This window comes from Bradyrhizobium sp. YCK136, assembly GCF_044570075.1.
Taxonomy (GTDB): domain Bacteria; phylum Pseudomonadota; class Alphaproteobacteria; order Rhizobiales; family Xanthobacteraceae; genus Bradyrhizobium; species Bradyrhizobium diazoefficiens.
This window is the reverse complement of sequence record NZ_CP172424.1, coordinates 7,182,530-7,196,224: the sequence shown is the minus strand read 5'-3', so window position 1 is coordinate 7,196,224 and position 13,695 is coordinate 7,182,530. Positions and strand designations below refer to the sequence as shown.

Below are 13,695 nucleotides of genomic sequence, written 5' to 3'. Positions count from 1 at the left end.
TTGCGCTGACGCTTGTCCGGGACGACAGCGGAGTTTTTTGCTGGAGAGTCACACAATCTCCCGCGCCCGCAGCGTCGCGATCTCCGCCGCATCGAAGCCCAGCTCGCCGAGCACCGCGTTGGTATCCGCGCCCAGCTCCGGCGCCATCCGGTCCAGCTTGCCGCCGCCATGCGCGAGCTTGAATCCGCTGCCGGCAAAACGCAGGCGGCCATAGGGCGTGTCCAGCTCCTGGATCGCACCGCGTGCCTGCACTTGCGGATGATCGATCACTTCCTCGACCTTCCAGATGCTGGCGCAGGGCGCGCCGGCGTCTTCGAGAATTGTCTCCCACTCGCGCGCCGGCTTTTTCGCGAGCGCCTCTTCGATGATGGCGCGCAGGGCCGGCTCGTTCTCGTTGCGCGCGAACCAGTCGGCGAAGCGCGGATCGGACAGCGTGTCCTCGCGGCCGAGCGCGCCCATCAGCGCGCGGTACTGTTTCTCGTTGTTGACAGCGAGCAGGATGTGGCCGTCGCCGCATTTGAACAAATTCGCGGTGGTCCGGCGGCTCACCGCCTGGTTGCCCGAGAGCTGCTGGCGATGGCCGGCGACCGACCAGTCCGCGATCTGCCCGGAGAGAAACGCCAGCGTCGCTTCCAGCATGGAGACGTCGATGAGCTGCCCCTTGCCGGTGCGGTCGCGCTGGTACAGCGCGCTCGATACGCCGAACGCGGCCGTGGCGCCCGAGAGCACGTCGCAGACCGCAAAGCCCGCGCGCGTCGGCCCCGTTTCAGGGTGGCCGGTGATCGCCATGATGCCTGACAGCGCCTGCATCTTGCCGTCATAGCCGGGCCGCAGGCGGTCCGGGCCGGTCTGGCCGAAGCCTGAGACGGCGCAATAGATCAGCTTTGGATTGATCGCGGACAGCGCCTCATAGCCGATGCCGAGCTTGTCCATCACGCCCGGGCGAAAGTTTTCCATGACGACGTCGACCTGGGCGGCAAGCTTCTTCACGATGGCGATCGCATCTGGCTTCTGCAAATCGAGCGTCAGGCTGCGCTTGTTGCCGTTGATGGCCTGGAACGCCGGCGCGAGCCCGCGCTCGGCCCATTCGCGGCTGAGCGGCGTGCGGCGCATGTCCTCACCCTCGCGCCGCTCGACCTTGATGACGTCGGCCCCCAGCAGCGCGAGCTGGTAGCTCGCATAGGGGCCGGCCAGCACTTGCGTGAAATCCAGGATCTTCACGCCCTCGAACGGTCGCGTCACGTCGCTCTCCCTTTTTGTTTTGGTTGCCGGAGGACGTCAGGCGGCGCGGTTGCCGCGCGCGATCTCCTTCTGCTTGTCGAATTCGGCGCGGCGGCGCGCCAGCTCTTCAGGCGAGAGCTGCGCGACATTGTTGTAGTCGAGCTTCCAGGAGGCGTCCTCGCTCCAGCGCAGCGGCGACTGCATCGTCGTCTGCGGACCGCTCGCGGTCTCGAGCAGCCTGAGTGCGAGCTCGAGCGTTTGCGCCTGCGAGGTGACGTCGTGCGGCTTGCCGGCGGAATTGCCGAGCGGGAAGTCGGAGAACAGGAAGCGCGGCACGGCGGCGTGCTCGATGATGTCCTTGGCGCAGCCCATGATCACGGTCGGAATGCCGTTCCGCTCCAGATGCCGCGCCACCAGCGCGGTGGTCTGGTGGCACACCGGGCAGTTCGGCACCAGCACCGCGACATCGACCTTGTCGGCAAGACAGCGCGCCAGAATCTCCGGCGCGTCGGTGTCGAGGGTGACGCGATGGCTGCGGTTGGTCGGCGCGCCGAAGAAGCGCGGGGCCACTTCACCGATCCGGCCCGCGGCGGACGCCTTCAACAGCTGCGGCAGCGGAAACCAGGTGCCGCTGTCGGTCGCCGAGGTGTGCTTGCGGTCGTAGCCGATGTGCGAGATGCGCAAATCGTGCGCTTTCGACGTGTCGCCGTCATAGACCTGGTAGAATTTGGCGCTGCCATTATACGCCGCGCCCGGCCCCTGGTCGCCCTTGGCGGGATCGTACGGCGCAGCCGTGGTGATGATGGTGACGCGCGATTGCGAAAGCGGTTTCTTCAGCGGCTGGAACGGCGCCTCGACATGATGCGCCCAGCGGTACGGCGTGGTGTAGCCGATCGCCGCGTAATAGTCGCGGGTGCGCTGCATGTAGGGGACGAGGGAGTCGTAGTCGGGCGCAAAGCCGAATTCGTCGTCGCGCGAAGCGGACATGGGCGCGTCTCCTGGTTCTTGTTGAGAGCCAGACTAGAGATAGTCGGCTGTGAGCTCAACAGGGGGAGGGGCGGCGCAGGCCAGAATTGCTCGCCGCGATGGCTCGCAGCGCGGCAGGTGCGCTCCCTCGCCCCGCTTGCGGGGCCGCGACGAGCTCCGCTCGCGCTCGGAGGGTTGGGGTGAGGGGGAGCCTCCGCGAGGATGGTGAGAGTTGGATTCGCGGAGGCTCCCCCTCACCCGATCGCTTCGCGATCGACCTCTCCCCGCAAGCGGGGCGAGGTGAAGACAGCACCTACCTGAACAGATGCAGCGCCGCATATTGCAGCAGCATGATCGCCTTGGCGTCGATGATCCGTCCGTCGGCGATCATCGCCAGCGCTTCGTCGATGCCAAGCTCCAGCACCTCGATGTCCTCGCCCTCGTGCTCGAGGCCCCCGCCGTCGCTGACGCGCATCTCCGGTTCGTATTCGGCGACGAAGAAGTGCAGCTTCTCGGTCACCGCGCCCGGGCTCATGAAAGCCTCGAACACCTTGTGGACGTGGTGCAGGCGATAGCCGGTTTCCTCCTCGGCCTCGGCGCGGATGCGCACCTCGGGAGAGGCATCGTCCAGTACGCCGGCCGCGGCCTCGATCAGGAGATCGTCGTAGCCGCGGATGAACACCGGCAGGCGGAACTGGCGCACCAGGATCACGGTGCGCCGCGCGCGATTGTAGGGCAGCACGGCGGCGGCGTTGTCGCGCTCATAGGTTTCCCGGTGCTGCGTCTGCCACTCGCCGTTGGCGCGCCGGTACTCGAACGTCGTGCTCTTCAGGGGAGTCCAGTTGTCCGAGAGCACGCGAACGTCCTTGATGCGGACGCGGTCGGAAATGGTCATGGCTGTTTTCCGGGAGCTAGGGAGTCGAAGCGCGGCCGTCGAGCCACTTCTGGAACATCAACGAGGTGGATTCCTCGAAGCCCAGCGACTGGTAGAACGCGTTGGCCTGCGCGTTCTCGCGGCGGACCAGGAGCTGGAGCTTGGCGATGCCGGCCTGGCGCAGCCAGTCCTCGGCCGCCGCCATGATCGCCCGGCCAAAACCGCGCTTGCGGCCATCGGGGTCGACGGCGACGTAATAGACCCAGCCGCGGTGGCCGTCATGGCCGACCATCACGGTGGCGACGATCGCGCCGGACTCACGGCCGATCAGCACGGTCGAGTTGTCGCGCCGCCGCGCCAGCGCGATGTCGGCATGCGGGTCGTTCCAGGGCCGCGTCAGGCCGCAGCGCTGCCACAGCGCGACGACCGGCTCGACGTCGGCGTCGCTGATCGCATCGATCGTGAGGGACACGCTCACAGCACCTTCCCCGGATTCATGATGCCGAGCGGGTCGAGCATCGCCTTGATGGCGCGCATCAGCTCGATCGCGGTCTTGTCCTTCACCTCGGGCAGCTCGTCGCGCTTGAGCACGCCGATGCCGTGCTCGGCCGAGATCGAGCCGCCCATGCGCAGCACGATCTCGAACACCACCGCGTTCATCTCGTGCCAGCGCGCCAGGTAGTCCGCGGTGTCGGCGCCGATCGGCTGGCTGATATTGTAGTGCAGGTTGCCGTCGCCGAGATGGCCGAACGGCACCGGCCGCGCGCCGGGGATCAGCTTCACCACGGCGGCATTGGCTTCGTCGATGAAGGCGGGCACTGCGGCGACGGGCACCGAGATGTCGTGCTTGATCGAGCCGCCCTCCGGCTTCTGCGCCGACGACATCTCCTCCCGCAGCTTCCAGAAGCCGTTGCGCTGGCTGAGGTTGGCCGCGATCACGGCGTCGTCGACGATCTCCTCCTCCATCGCGCGGGTCAGGATCGTTTCCAGCGGCGTGCGGGCATCGTCGCCCGGCGAAGACAATTCCATCAGCACGTACCAGGGATGCTTCTCTGCAAGCGGATCGCGCACGTCGATGCCGTGGCGGACCGAGAAGTCGACCGCCATCTCCGACAGCAGCTCGAAGCTCGTCAGCGCATTGGCGGCTTCGCCCTGCGCGATCGTCAGCAGCTTGAGCGCCGCGGCCGGCGAATTCAGCCCGACGAAGGCGGTCTCGACCGCCCGCGGCTTCGGAAACAGCTTCAGCGTCGCCGCCGTGATGATGCCGAGCGTGCCTTCCGCACCGATGAAGAGGTTGTGCAGATTGTAGCCGGTGTTGTCCTTCTTCAGCTTCGACAGCACGTTGAGCACGCGCCCGTCCGCGAGCACGACCTCCAGCCCCAGCGCCATCTCGCGCGCGACGCCATAGGCGAGCGCGGCGGTGCCGCCGGCATTGGTCGAGAGATTGCCGCCGATGGTGCAGCTGCCTTCCGCGCCGAGCGAGAGCGGAAACAGTCGGTCCACGTCGGATGCCTTCTGCTGCGCGATCTGCAGCACCACGCCGGCCTCGCAAGTCATGGTGTTGGAGGCGGTATCGACCTCGCGGATCTTGTCCAGCCGACGCAGCGACACCACGACCTCGCCATTGTGCGGGGTCTGGCCGCCGACGAGCCCGGTGTTGCCGCCCTGCGGCACCAGCGCGATTTTGTGCGCGGAGGCGAGCTTGCAGATTTCGGAGACTTCAGCGGTCGAGCCCGGACGCAGCACCAGCGGCGAGCGGCCGTGGAACAGATTGCGCTCCTCGGTGACATAGGCCTCGATGTCGGCCGCATCCGTGATCGCGTGGCGCTCGCCGACGATCTTGCGGAATTGCTCGATCAGCTCGGGCGCAAGCGGAGGAGTGGCAGGCTTGTTGATGTTCATTGTCTCGTCTCTACTTCGCTTATCTCTCGCACATGATCTTATCGGAAAACCGCTTCACACTTTTCCGGATCATGCGCTATCTCGCCACCGCAGCCCGGCGCAGCCGGTCATTGATCGCTTCGCCCAGATCGTCTTCGGGAATCGTCATCACCGCGATCGCCCGTGGCCCCTTCGCATCGAGGGCGCGAAGATAGCCGAACAGGTTGGCGGCGGCTTCATCGAGATCAGCGGTGGGCGACAAATTCATGACGGCCGCTGCGGCGTCAAGGCCGGGCAGGCGTGAAGGCCCGAACGCCAGCAGCGCCTCGCCCGGCGCCACCTCGCGCGCATTGAGCCGCACATTGGCGCGCGGCGCGTAATGCGAGGCCAGCATGCCCGGCGCCAGCGGCTGGCTGTCGTCGCTCCCGGCCTCGGCCGGCGGCCGCGCCAGGGCTGCGCCGAGCACGGCCTCGATCCGCTCGCGCGACAGTCCGCCGGGCCGGAGCAGCATCGGCGCGTTGAGGCAGCCGACAATGGTGGATTCGACGCCAACCGCGACCGGCCCGCCGTCGACGATCAGGTCGATTCGCCCGGAAAGGTCGCTCTCGACATGGGCGGCCAGCGTCGGCGAGACGTGGCCGGAGATATTGGCGGACGGCGCCACCACGGCCCCGCCAAAGGCGCGCAGGATCGCCTGCGCCACCGGGTGGGCGGGAATCCGGATCGCGACGGTGTCGAGGCCCGCGGTGGCGAGATCCGCCACCGGGCAGCCGTCCGTCTTCGGCACCACCAGCGTCAGCGGCCCCGGCCAGAACGCCTCCGCCAGCTTCAAGGCGCGCGCGTCGAATCGCCCGATGGCCTGCGCTGCGGCAATGTCGGCGACATGGGCGATCAGCGGATTGAAGGCCGGCCGCCCCTTGGCGGCATAGAGATGGGCGATCGCGGTGGCATTGGCGGCGTCCGCGCCGAGCCCGTAGACCGTCTCGGTCGGAAACGCGACCAGCCCTCCGGCGGCAAGCGTCCGGGCGGCGGCCCTGGCGGCGCCATCGCCAGCCGGTAAAATCAGCGTTTCAAGACCCGTTTTCACAGGGATAAAATTCCTCAACTCGGCCGCTTGCGGTGCGCCAAACCCGACGCTATAAGCCGGCCTCTTGTCGGAGTGTGGCTCAGCCCGGTAGAGCACTGCGTTCGGGACGCAGGGGTCGCAGGTTCGAATCCTGCCACTCCGACCAGAAATCATTAGGCTTTTTCTTCTGATTTCGATCCTCGGTCAAGTTGACCACCGTTTCGGCCACCGAAACGTACCGGCCTTTTTGGCCAATGGCTGTGGCCGCCCCCTGCAGAAAGTCTGGGTGGTGATGCCCATAGGTGTCCTGCAGGACCTCTGGAGACATGCCCAGGAACCCCGCCGCCTCCCAGATTGGCACGCCCCGCTGCATGAGCCATGTCGCCGCTGTATGACGCAGGGTGTGGGGTGTGACCCTCCCGGGTAGGCGGGCAAGCCCTACGGCGGTCTTGAAGCCCCTTTTCACCGAAGCGACCGGCTTGCCATTGAACTCCACAAAGCACTCTGCGATCAGCTTGCGGTTCCACCAACGCCGAAGGTGGGCGAGCAGCCGAGGCGGTATGGGGGCTGGCGTCTGACGCTTCTTTGTCGCGCGCTTGCCAATGGCCTTACGATAAAAAATGCCCCGCTCCAGATCCACGTAAGAGCGCCCAGTTATCGCATATGGCGACGCCGATGCGATCGCGCCTGCCCGAGTGCCAGTATACAGGCCGATCAGGATAAACCGCGCGATATGACGCAGAGGCCTTCGGTTCGTGGCGACCGGGCCGCCCTTCGACGTTCCCGAGTGTATCGTCTGTTTCTCACGATACCTCCAACAATGCCAAAGCAACGCTGCGGCCTCTTTGCGAGTCAGCCATCGCTCGCGTGCCTCACCTTTGAGAGGGAGCGACACCCGCACCACGCCGCGGTGAAAGCCCTCCTTGGCATGGTGGTTGATCGCGGCGCGCAGTGTCTCAAGATCACGGCGAGCACCACCCGGATTGCCACGATGCTTGGTGTAGCCCGCACAAGTCTGGGCATTAACTTGCGCCAGCTTCTTGCCACCCCAATACTCGTTGAGCCGTTCGATCCTCGGCTCAATCTCGTGTTGTTCACCGGGCTCGCCAATGTCGGTTAGGTAGATTGAGAGCACATCGGCGCAGTCGATGTCCTCTATGTCTCGTCTGTTTCGTCCGGGTCGATACTTACACGCGATATAGTCCGCGAGCGCCTGCTCTGCTTCTCGAGGCGGCTTTGTTCCAGGCGCGTTCGCAAGGCATCCCGTGGCGATATGTCGGTCACCGTCCCTGATGATCCAGACGGCCTGGTGGACGAGTTTGCCGTGAGTGTATCGCGCTTTTCGTTTGTAGAGTCGGGCGCCTTTACTTGGACGCGGCATTGATTCCTCATGTTTTTGATGTGCTGCAGTGTTGTGTAATCTTTACCCGCAATGCGCTCGACAACGAGACGTCCTCGCGCGGCTTCACGGCGCAAGCCAGATGCGCTCATGCTGCCATCTGGAAAAGCAAGGCGTGCGGCGACCGAAAGCCGTAAAGGCGCGTCGTCGGCCAGGTCCGGGGAGCTCGGAGAATTGTTCATTGCGCTTACAGAACTTGATTTGCACTTTCCCCAACTTGCTCCAAAATCACAGAGAAGCGATTGTCAAAGGAAGATTATAATGACAACCGAAGAAGGGGCTCTTCGATTTCAATCTCACGCAAAAGTCCCTCTGAATGAAACGGCTCCTTACGAAAGCTGCGGAATCTTTCTCAGTTTTCTCGCTTATCCTCATGCTAGCCCGTCCTATTCGTGAGAGTGCGGCTTTTGGGCCCGATTGATGCGGCCGCACATCTTGTCTGACGAGGCGCACAGGATTGCCTTCGGCTTTTCGCCGCCTGACGACCGGTACTTTGCAACGCGCTTGAGGGATGGGTTGGGCGAACGGGGGCGGACGCCCCGCCGGTCAAGGACCGAGCGGCAGCAGCGCGCCGGGCAAGCCGCAGATCAGGTCGGCTTCGGGACATGCCGCGGCAAACGCAAGGCGAATGCGGCTCGAGGTCTCGACCACACGGGCGGCGAGCTTCAAGAGCCGAAGACGCAGCGTCGCGAACTCGGCAGCGGCCAATTCCCGGACTTTGGGAATGGCCTCGCGCACGGTCAGCATCAGCCAATAAGCGGCCGTATGGAGCACGAGACGGACCTGGTTGGCGAGCGCCGAACGGCAGCTGGTGCGGTCGGAGGCGAGCTGTGTCTTATGCAGCTTGATCAGATTCTCTGCTTGGCCGCGCGCGCAATACAGGCTGTCGTAGATCCACTCGGCCGAGCCGACATCGAGGCTGGTGACGACGAAACGGATGTCGAGGCCGAGCATCGTCGCCTCAATACGGGCGACGGTGCGCCGTTCGCGATCCCAGGACTTTGCCTTGTGGCGCGTCTCGGTATAGCCACGCAGAACCGGCAGGTTCTCGATGGCGCGTCGGGTGCGGATGTCGTCGGCGACCTCGTCGACTTTTCTGGCGAGAGGCTTGGTGCCGGACAGACCGAAGATGTAGTCGATGCCGTTGGTCTCGCACCACGCCATGGCCTCCGGCCGGGCATAGTGCCCGTCGCCACGGAACGTAATTCGCGTGTTGTGCCACCGCGTCCGGATATGCCGTACCAGGCGGCGCAGAAGGGCACGCACCTCGACGCCGCCCGGCGTCTTGCCGGGCCTCAGCACGACCGCCACGGGACGGCTCTTCTCCGTGTCGTAGACGTGGATCGGCAGGAAGCAGCGTTCGTCATAATGAGCGTTGAACAGCGAGAGCTGCTGATGGCCGTGGACGACATCGCAGGTATCATCGATGTCGAGCGTGACGGATGCCGGCTCGCGCGGGTAGCTATCCATCCATGCGTCGACCAAAATGTAGGTCAGTCGGATCACGTCGCGCAGGCGCGGAGCATTCTCCAGCCGCGACAGCGTCGGTTGGGAACACAGATCGCGGCCCGTGTCCGGCAGCCGTCCGCAGGCCAGCTTGAATGCGGGATCGGACCGCAGATGATCGAGGTCGTCGGCGTCCTCGTAGCCGCAGCAGATCGCGAACATGCGCGCGCGGAACATATCGACAAGGCTGTGCACGACCCGCGTCGGATCGCGCCGATCCGGGAACACCCGGGCCAGATTGTCGGCCAAGCCGAGACGCCGCTCGGCCATCGCCAGAAGCATCACGCCCCCGTTCGAGGTTAGGCGCCCACCATCGAAGGCAGCTGTGACTTTCTTGGCGTGAATGGCTGGAAACGAGAAGGGCAGAATCGTATCATCGGTCATGGCGGGCGTGGCGTTCGCGGTTGAAGGTGATGGGGTGGCTTCGCAACCGAATCCTACGCCGCATCAGCGCTTTACACCACGCTCGCCAGCCCTCAGGCGCACTCTTACGAATAAGACGGGTTAGAGCGTCTGCAGCACAGTAACGCCAAAGAGCGTGTTGAATAAAGCGCGGAAAGTCGGCCGGAAAATTGCGATCAAACTGCCGTGCGTCGATCTTTGCCGAGATAAGCCGCAAGACGGCCGCGCAGCCGCCAGTTGCGTAACAACGTGGACCGTAAGGGTGATCGGTGCCGAGCCGTTTCAAAATTCCGGAGCGGACGAGGAAGTTATGCACCAAGCTATCTACAACGATCATGGCGCTGCCGACTGCAAACCAATCAGGGCGGCTCTCACGATCAGCCATGAGGACCGACGAGAGGGTCATCGTTAGAACTTTGTCTGAAACTCCAAAGACGTGACGGGTCGGACCGACCAAAGCCTCTTGAGCAGACGCGTAGCCAACCTCAGTTGCGGTTGAGAGTTGGTGATCGATCCAGGCAAACAGATCGGAATCGGCGACGTCTCTGACAAACAGAAAGAAGCTAAAGGCGGTTTGGTTGAGGTGACCGTTCCTGAGCGGAGCTTTCGGAACCGGACATCGGTCGATAAGTTTGAGATGGCTGCAAGCATGCCGGGTCTTGTCGTAGCGGCAGTTCTCGTAGGTCCAGTAACTGTCCAGGAGATGGCACGCTGGGTCACATGCCGTCTGACTGATCTCTTGCCAGGTTATTCCGCCGTGAGCCTGAAGGTACGACTTAGCGACTCTGTCTGAAATTCCCTGGAAGGAGAACGTTTCGACCATCCAGCTGAATAGGAGCGGCGTTTCCCGAGCTCGCACGATTTCATGAAGGTCGGCATCTGGCGAGCTGATACTGAGTTGAGGAGCGGACGAGAGTTGGCCACTGCTATTGCGGCATATGGCCTCGATCAGGCCGGTTGCGTACCTGACCGCCGCTGCGCCGGTGGACCGAGAGTGCCCCGTCGCTGCCAATGATCGAGGCTTTGCTAGATCAAAGATACGAGCCTCCTCTGGGCATCGCTGTCACCATCGATGTATCGCTGGGTTGTTTGGATCGAGCGATGGCCAGCCAAGAGCTGCACGTCTCTTAGCGAGCCGCCTGCCTTGTGAACGAGCCGCGCGGCTCGCGTAATAAAGGTTCGTCGGCCCGAATGTGAGGAGCAGCCACTGAGACCGATCGCCTGAAATGCCCGATTGAACCAGACTACGATACTGAGTGGCGTCATCGGTCCGCCGCGCTCAGATCTCACGATTGGCCCGTTCCCCGTGGGTCGGTCAAAATCCCCCGGGTATGGTCACTTGAAACTCCCCCACCTGATGATCGCCGTCAGCGCCGCTGAACAGCAGTAGCCGGTCAGGCAGGACGTTTATGTTCGACCCCTTTAGCCAGCAAGGGGCCGGGGAGTTGAACGTCTTGAAGCGACATCTGCAAAGCACCGTACTTACATTACTTGATCGCAACACCAGCCAGCGCGAGATTCACCGGCTGACGGGTGTCGATCGCAAGACGATCCGGCGTTATCAGGCGCTGCGGGCCGGTGCGGAGGCAAATTCCCCCGGGGAAGTGACCACCGGCTCGGTGAGCGCGGACGGCCAAATTCCTCCACCCCGACCACCGGCTTTTGGGACATCGGAAGCGACGGTCACCAGCAGCCTGGCCCGTTCGGCTTGCGAAGCGCATCGGACGTGGATCGAAGAACAGGTCCGGCTGAAGCGGAACGCGCAGGCGATTTACCAGGACCTGGTTGATCAATTTGGCTTTCCGTCCAGCTACCAGAGTGTCAAGCGGTTTGTGCGCCGGTTGCGGCACGCTGATCCTGAGCAGTTTGATCGTCTTGAGTTCCTCCCCGGCGAGGAAGCTCAGGTCGACTATGGCGAGGGCGCGCCGACGGTTGATCCGAAGAGCGGGCGGTACCGTCGTCCCCGCCTGTTCGTGATGACGCTACGCTACTCGCGGCGCAGCTTCCGGCGGGTAGTCTGGAAGTCCAGCCAACAAGTCTGGGCGCAGCTCCACGAAGAGGCGTTCCGGTATTTTGGCGGGGTCCCCAGCTATGTCGTGCTCGACAACCTGAAGGAAGGCGTCCTCAAGCCGGATTTGTACGAGCCCCAGCTCAACCCGATTTACAGCGCGATGCTGGCTCATTACGCCGTGGTCGCCGATCCCGCGCGCGTGGCCGATCCAAATCGGAAAGGATGCGTCGAGAATGCGATTCAACATACCCAGGGCACTGCGCTGGCCGGACGGCGCTTCGAGACGCTGGAGGCGCAAAACGAGTTCTTGAGGCACTGGGAGGAGAACTGGGCTTCCAAACGCATCCACGGCAGCACGCGCCGTCAGGTCGAGGCGATGTTCCAGGAAGAGAAGCCGCACCTGCGGCCGCTGCCTGTCGCTCCCTTCCGCATCTTCACCGAAGTCGTCCGGACTGTCTGCGACGACACCACCGTACGCGTCGACAACAGCTATTACGCCGCGCGGCCCGCGCCGATCGGCAGCCAGGTCGTCGTGCGCATCTACACCACCACGATCGAGATCCGTGATCGCCACACCCGTGCGCTGCTGCGTGTTCATTCCCGGATGGCGCACCCCGGTTCTGTCGTCCTGCCGACCAGCGAACGGCCGTTCAACCCGTCGCGGCAAACCGCCGTGCTGCTGGCGAGCGCCGAGCGCATCGGACCGCAGACCAGGGCCTTGTGCCAGCAGGTGTTCGACACCGAAGGGCGCCCCGGACAGCGCGCGATGTGGGGCATTGTCGGGCTGGGCCGGAAGTACCCGGCGCGGCTGGTCGAGCAGGCCTGCGCGCACGCCATCGACAACCGCATCTACCGCTACAAGCACGTGCGTGCGACCGTCGAGCGGTTGTTCGAACAGGCGATCGAGCAGGTTGGAGTGACGCCACAGCCGGCATCGCCGCTCACCCAGGATCATCCGCTGATCCGTACCCCCGCGGAATACGGCGACCTCTTCAGCCGCGCTGTGCGGCGCGACGCCGACGACAATGGTCGGCAGGCCGAGGCTCACGACGATCACGCCACGGCAATCCGCGCTCGTGTCGCCTGCGCAACCCCGGCCAACTCCGGCGCCACGAGCGCTCCCGCTGCACCTTCTCACCTTAAACTGGAGACCTAGCCACATGATGACCATGCCGGAAATTGAGCGTTGCCTACGACAGCTGCGCCTGTCGGGTGTCCGCGACACGCTGCAGACGCGCGTGCTCCAGGCGCAGGGCGCCAACCAGCCCTTCCTCGAGACCTTCTCCCTTATCCTGCAGGATGAACTGGACCGTCGTCAGTCCCGTCTTATCGAGCGGCGATACCAGCAATCCGGGCTCGACGAAAAGCTGACGCTCGCCGAGTTCGACTGGTCCTTCAATCCCAAACTGCCACGTCAGACCTGCTTCCAGCTCCACACCCTGGCGTTCATTGCCGCTGGCGAGAACGCTCTGCTTGTTGGCAAACCTGGCACCGGGAAGTCGCACATCGCCAAGGCGATTGCCTATCAGGCGATCCTGCAAAGCCACAAGGTCCAGTATCTTGAGACCGACGACTTCTTCCACCGCTACGCCCTGAACTCTCCGGCACAACGCGAGGTCCGGCTGCGAACCATCATCGACTGCGATCTCCTCGTGCTGGACGATCTATTCCTCGCACGCGCCATCCCCGACGACGCCGGCACTTTGCTGCAGACCCTGATCCATCAGCGTTACAAACTGCGCCGCAGCGTCATCGTCACCTCCAATCGCGTCGTGCAGGATTGGGGGGCATACCTTGGGGACAACACTATGAGCACGACGATCCTCGATCGCCTTATGCATCATTGCCATCTGCTTGAGTTCGACGGACGCAGCTATCGGCTCAAAGAAGCCGCTGAAGCTCTTGCCCGGGAAACAAACTCAAACTAACAGTCCCTTGTCCTGCCTCGCGGGTGGAGGAATTTGACTGACCACACCCGGAGGAATTTGAAGTGACCCGCGGGGCGTTTCCTGGAGACAGCCTTCGTAAGACGAGCAGTGCTTGTCGGAGATCCTTTTGAACCGGGATTCGTCGACCGTGGCGCTTCTTCGCGACGCTGTCCCGTACTTCAATCGTCGCGCCGATCTCGCCTTCGGCGCTTTCGACCATATCCCATGTCAATTTGGCAATCTCAGCGGCGCGTAAGCCTGCCTTCAACGACAGCAAGATGATGGCGCGATTTCTATCCGGGTGTCGGGTCATGTCGGCGAATGAGAGTAAATCTCGTGCCGCTTGATCAGAAAGTATCTTGGCTTGCTTGCCTGCCATCTCGATCAAACCGAATGCCAGATTCTAGCTGTTCGGCTGAGCGCTGCAACAGAATAAATGCT

General features: G+C 63.7%; 13 protein-coding genes, 1 tRNA gene and 1 pseudogene. 4 read left to right on the top strand and 11 right to left on the bottom strand.

What is annotated here, in order from left to right; all coding sequences use genetic code 11:
• Positions 1 to 48 precede the first annotated feature (48 nt).
• From ACFLEY_RS34820 to ACFLEY_RS34795, 6 genes are all read right to left on the bottom strand, one after another.
• Positions 49 to 1,242, bottom strand: coding sequence for a CaiB/BaiF CoA-transferase family protein (locus tag ACFLEY_RS34820; protein ID WP_060910884.1), 1,194 nt, complete (start codon positions 1,240 to 1,242; stop codon positions 49 to 51).
• A gap of 36 nt (positions 1,243 to 1,278) precedes the next feature.
• Complete coding sequence (locus tag ACFLEY_RS34815; protein ID WP_060910885.1) at positions 1,279 to 2,208, bottom strand: glycine reductase; 930 nt, start codon at positions 2,206 to 2,208, stop codon at positions 1,279 to 1,281.
• A 292-nt stretch (positions 2,209 to 2,500) separates the two neighbouring features.
• Positions 2,501 to 3,082, bottom strand: coding sequence for an NUDIX domain-containing protein (locus tag ACFLEY_RS34810; protein WP_038965911.1), 582 nt, complete (start codon positions 3,080 to 3,082; stop codon positions 2,501 to 2,503).
• Positions 3,083 to 3,098: 16 nt separating this feature from the next.
• Complete coding sequence (locus tag ACFLEY_RS34805) at positions 3,099 to 3,539, bottom strand: GNAT family acetyltransferase (RefSeq protein WP_060910886.1); 441 nt, start codon at positions 3,537 to 3,539, stop codon at positions 3,099 to 3,101.
• On the bottom strand, positions 3,536 to 4,963 hold the full coding sequence (locus ACFLEY_RS34800; RefSeq protein WP_211433785.1) for an FAD-binding oxidoreductase: 1,428 nt from the start codon (positions 4,961 to 4,963) through the stop codon (positions 3,536 to 3,538). The genes ACFLEY_RS34805 and ACFLEY_RS34800 overlap by 4 nt, the downstream gene beginning before the upstream one ends.
• 76 nt (positions 4,964 to 5,039) lie before the next feature.
• Positions 5,040 to 6,029 carry an L-threonylcarbamoyladenylate synthase gene (locus tag ACFLEY_RS34795; RefSeq protein ID WP_060910888.1) on the bottom strand — a complete coding sequence of 330 codons (990 nt, stop codon included), beginning with the start codon at positions 6,027 to 6,029 and terminating at the stop codon, positions 5,040 to 5,042.
• Positions 6,030 to 6,097: 68 nt separating this feature from the next.
• On the opposite strand from ACFLEY_RS34795, the gene ACFLEY_RS34790 reads away from it, so the two are divergent.
• Positions 6,098 to 6,174: transfer RNA gene (locus ACFLEY_RS34790), tRNA-Pro, on the top strand.
• Between the two features lie 219 nt (positions 6,175 to 6,393).
• Here the strand turns inward: ACFLEY_RS34790 and ACFLEY_RS34785 are convergent.
• Positions 6,394 to 6,903 (bottom strand): annotated as a pseudogene (locus tag ACFLEY_RS34785) (site-specific integrase); the annotation flags it as partial.
• Here ACFLEY_RS34785 and ACFLEY_RS34780 point away from each other — a divergent pair.
• Positions 6,829 to 7,128, top strand: a complete 300-nt coding sequence (locus ACFLEY_RS34780) for a hypothetical protein (RefSeq protein ID WP_060910889.1) — start codon at positions 6,829 to 6,831, stop codon at positions 7,126 to 7,128. The pseudogene ACFLEY_RS34785 and the gene ACFLEY_RS34780 sit on opposite strands and share 75 nt — an antisense overlap.
• A gap of 825 nt (positions 7,129 to 7,953) precedes the next feature.
• Here ACFLEY_RS34780 and ACFLEY_RS34775 read toward each other — a convergent pair.
• The 3 genes from ACFLEY_RS34775 to ACFLEY_RS34765 all read right to left on the bottom strand — a co-directional run bounded on the left by ACFLEY_RS34775 (position 7,954) and on the right by ACFLEY_RS34765 (position 10,581).
• Complete coding sequence (locus tag ACFLEY_RS34775; RefSeq protein WP_060907971.1) at positions 7,954 to 9,297, bottom strand: IS1380-like element ISBdi2 family transposase; 1,344 nt, start codon at positions 9,295 to 9,297, stop codon at positions 7,954 to 7,956.
• Positions 9,287 to 10,138, bottom strand: a complete 852-nt coding sequence (locus ACFLEY_RS34770) for a hypothetical protein (protein WP_249163603.1) — start codon at positions 10,136 to 10,138, stop codon at positions 9,287 to 9,289. The genes ACFLEY_RS34775 and ACFLEY_RS34770 overlap by 11 nt, the downstream gene beginning before the upstream one ends.
• Before the next feature lie 203 nt (positions 10,139 to 10,341).
• Positions 10,342 to 10,581 carry a site-specific integrase gene (locus tag ACFLEY_RS34765; protein WP_129557535.1) on the bottom strand — a complete coding sequence of 80 codons (240 nt, stop codon included), beginning with the start codon at positions 10,579 to 10,581 and terminating at the stop codon, positions 10,342 to 10,344.
• 143 nt (positions 10,582 to 10,724) lie between these two features.
• Between ACFLEY_RS34765 and istA the strand changes: the two genes are divergently transcribed.
• Both istA and istB read left to right on the top strand, forming a co-directional pair.
• Positions 10,725 to 12,482 carry an IS21-like element IS1631 family transposase gene (gene istA / locus ACFLEY_RS34760; protein ID WP_100214066.1) on the top strand — a complete coding sequence of 586 codons (1,758 nt, stop codon included), beginning with the start codon at positions 10,725 to 10,727 and terminating at the stop codon, positions 12,480 to 12,482.
• Positions 12,483 to 12,486: 4 nt separating this feature from the next.
• On the top strand, positions 12,487 to 13,254 hold the full coding sequence (istB, locus tag ACFLEY_RS34755) for an IS21-like element IS1631 family helper ATPase IstB (RefSeq protein WP_038952109.1): 768 nt from the start codon (positions 12,487 to 12,489) through the stop codon (positions 13,252 to 13,254).
• On the opposite strand, the gene ACFLEY_RS34750 is transcribed toward istB, so the two are convergent.
• On the bottom strand, positions 13,208 to 13,633 hold the full coding sequence (locus ACFLEY_RS34750; RefSeq protein ID WP_396604992.1) for a tyrosine-type recombinase/integrase: 426 nt from the start codon (positions 13,631 to 13,633) through the stop codon (positions 13,208 to 13,210). The two genes, istB and ACFLEY_RS34750, sit on opposite strands and share 47 nt — an antisense overlap.
• Positions 13,634 to 13,695 lie beyond the last annotated feature (62 nt).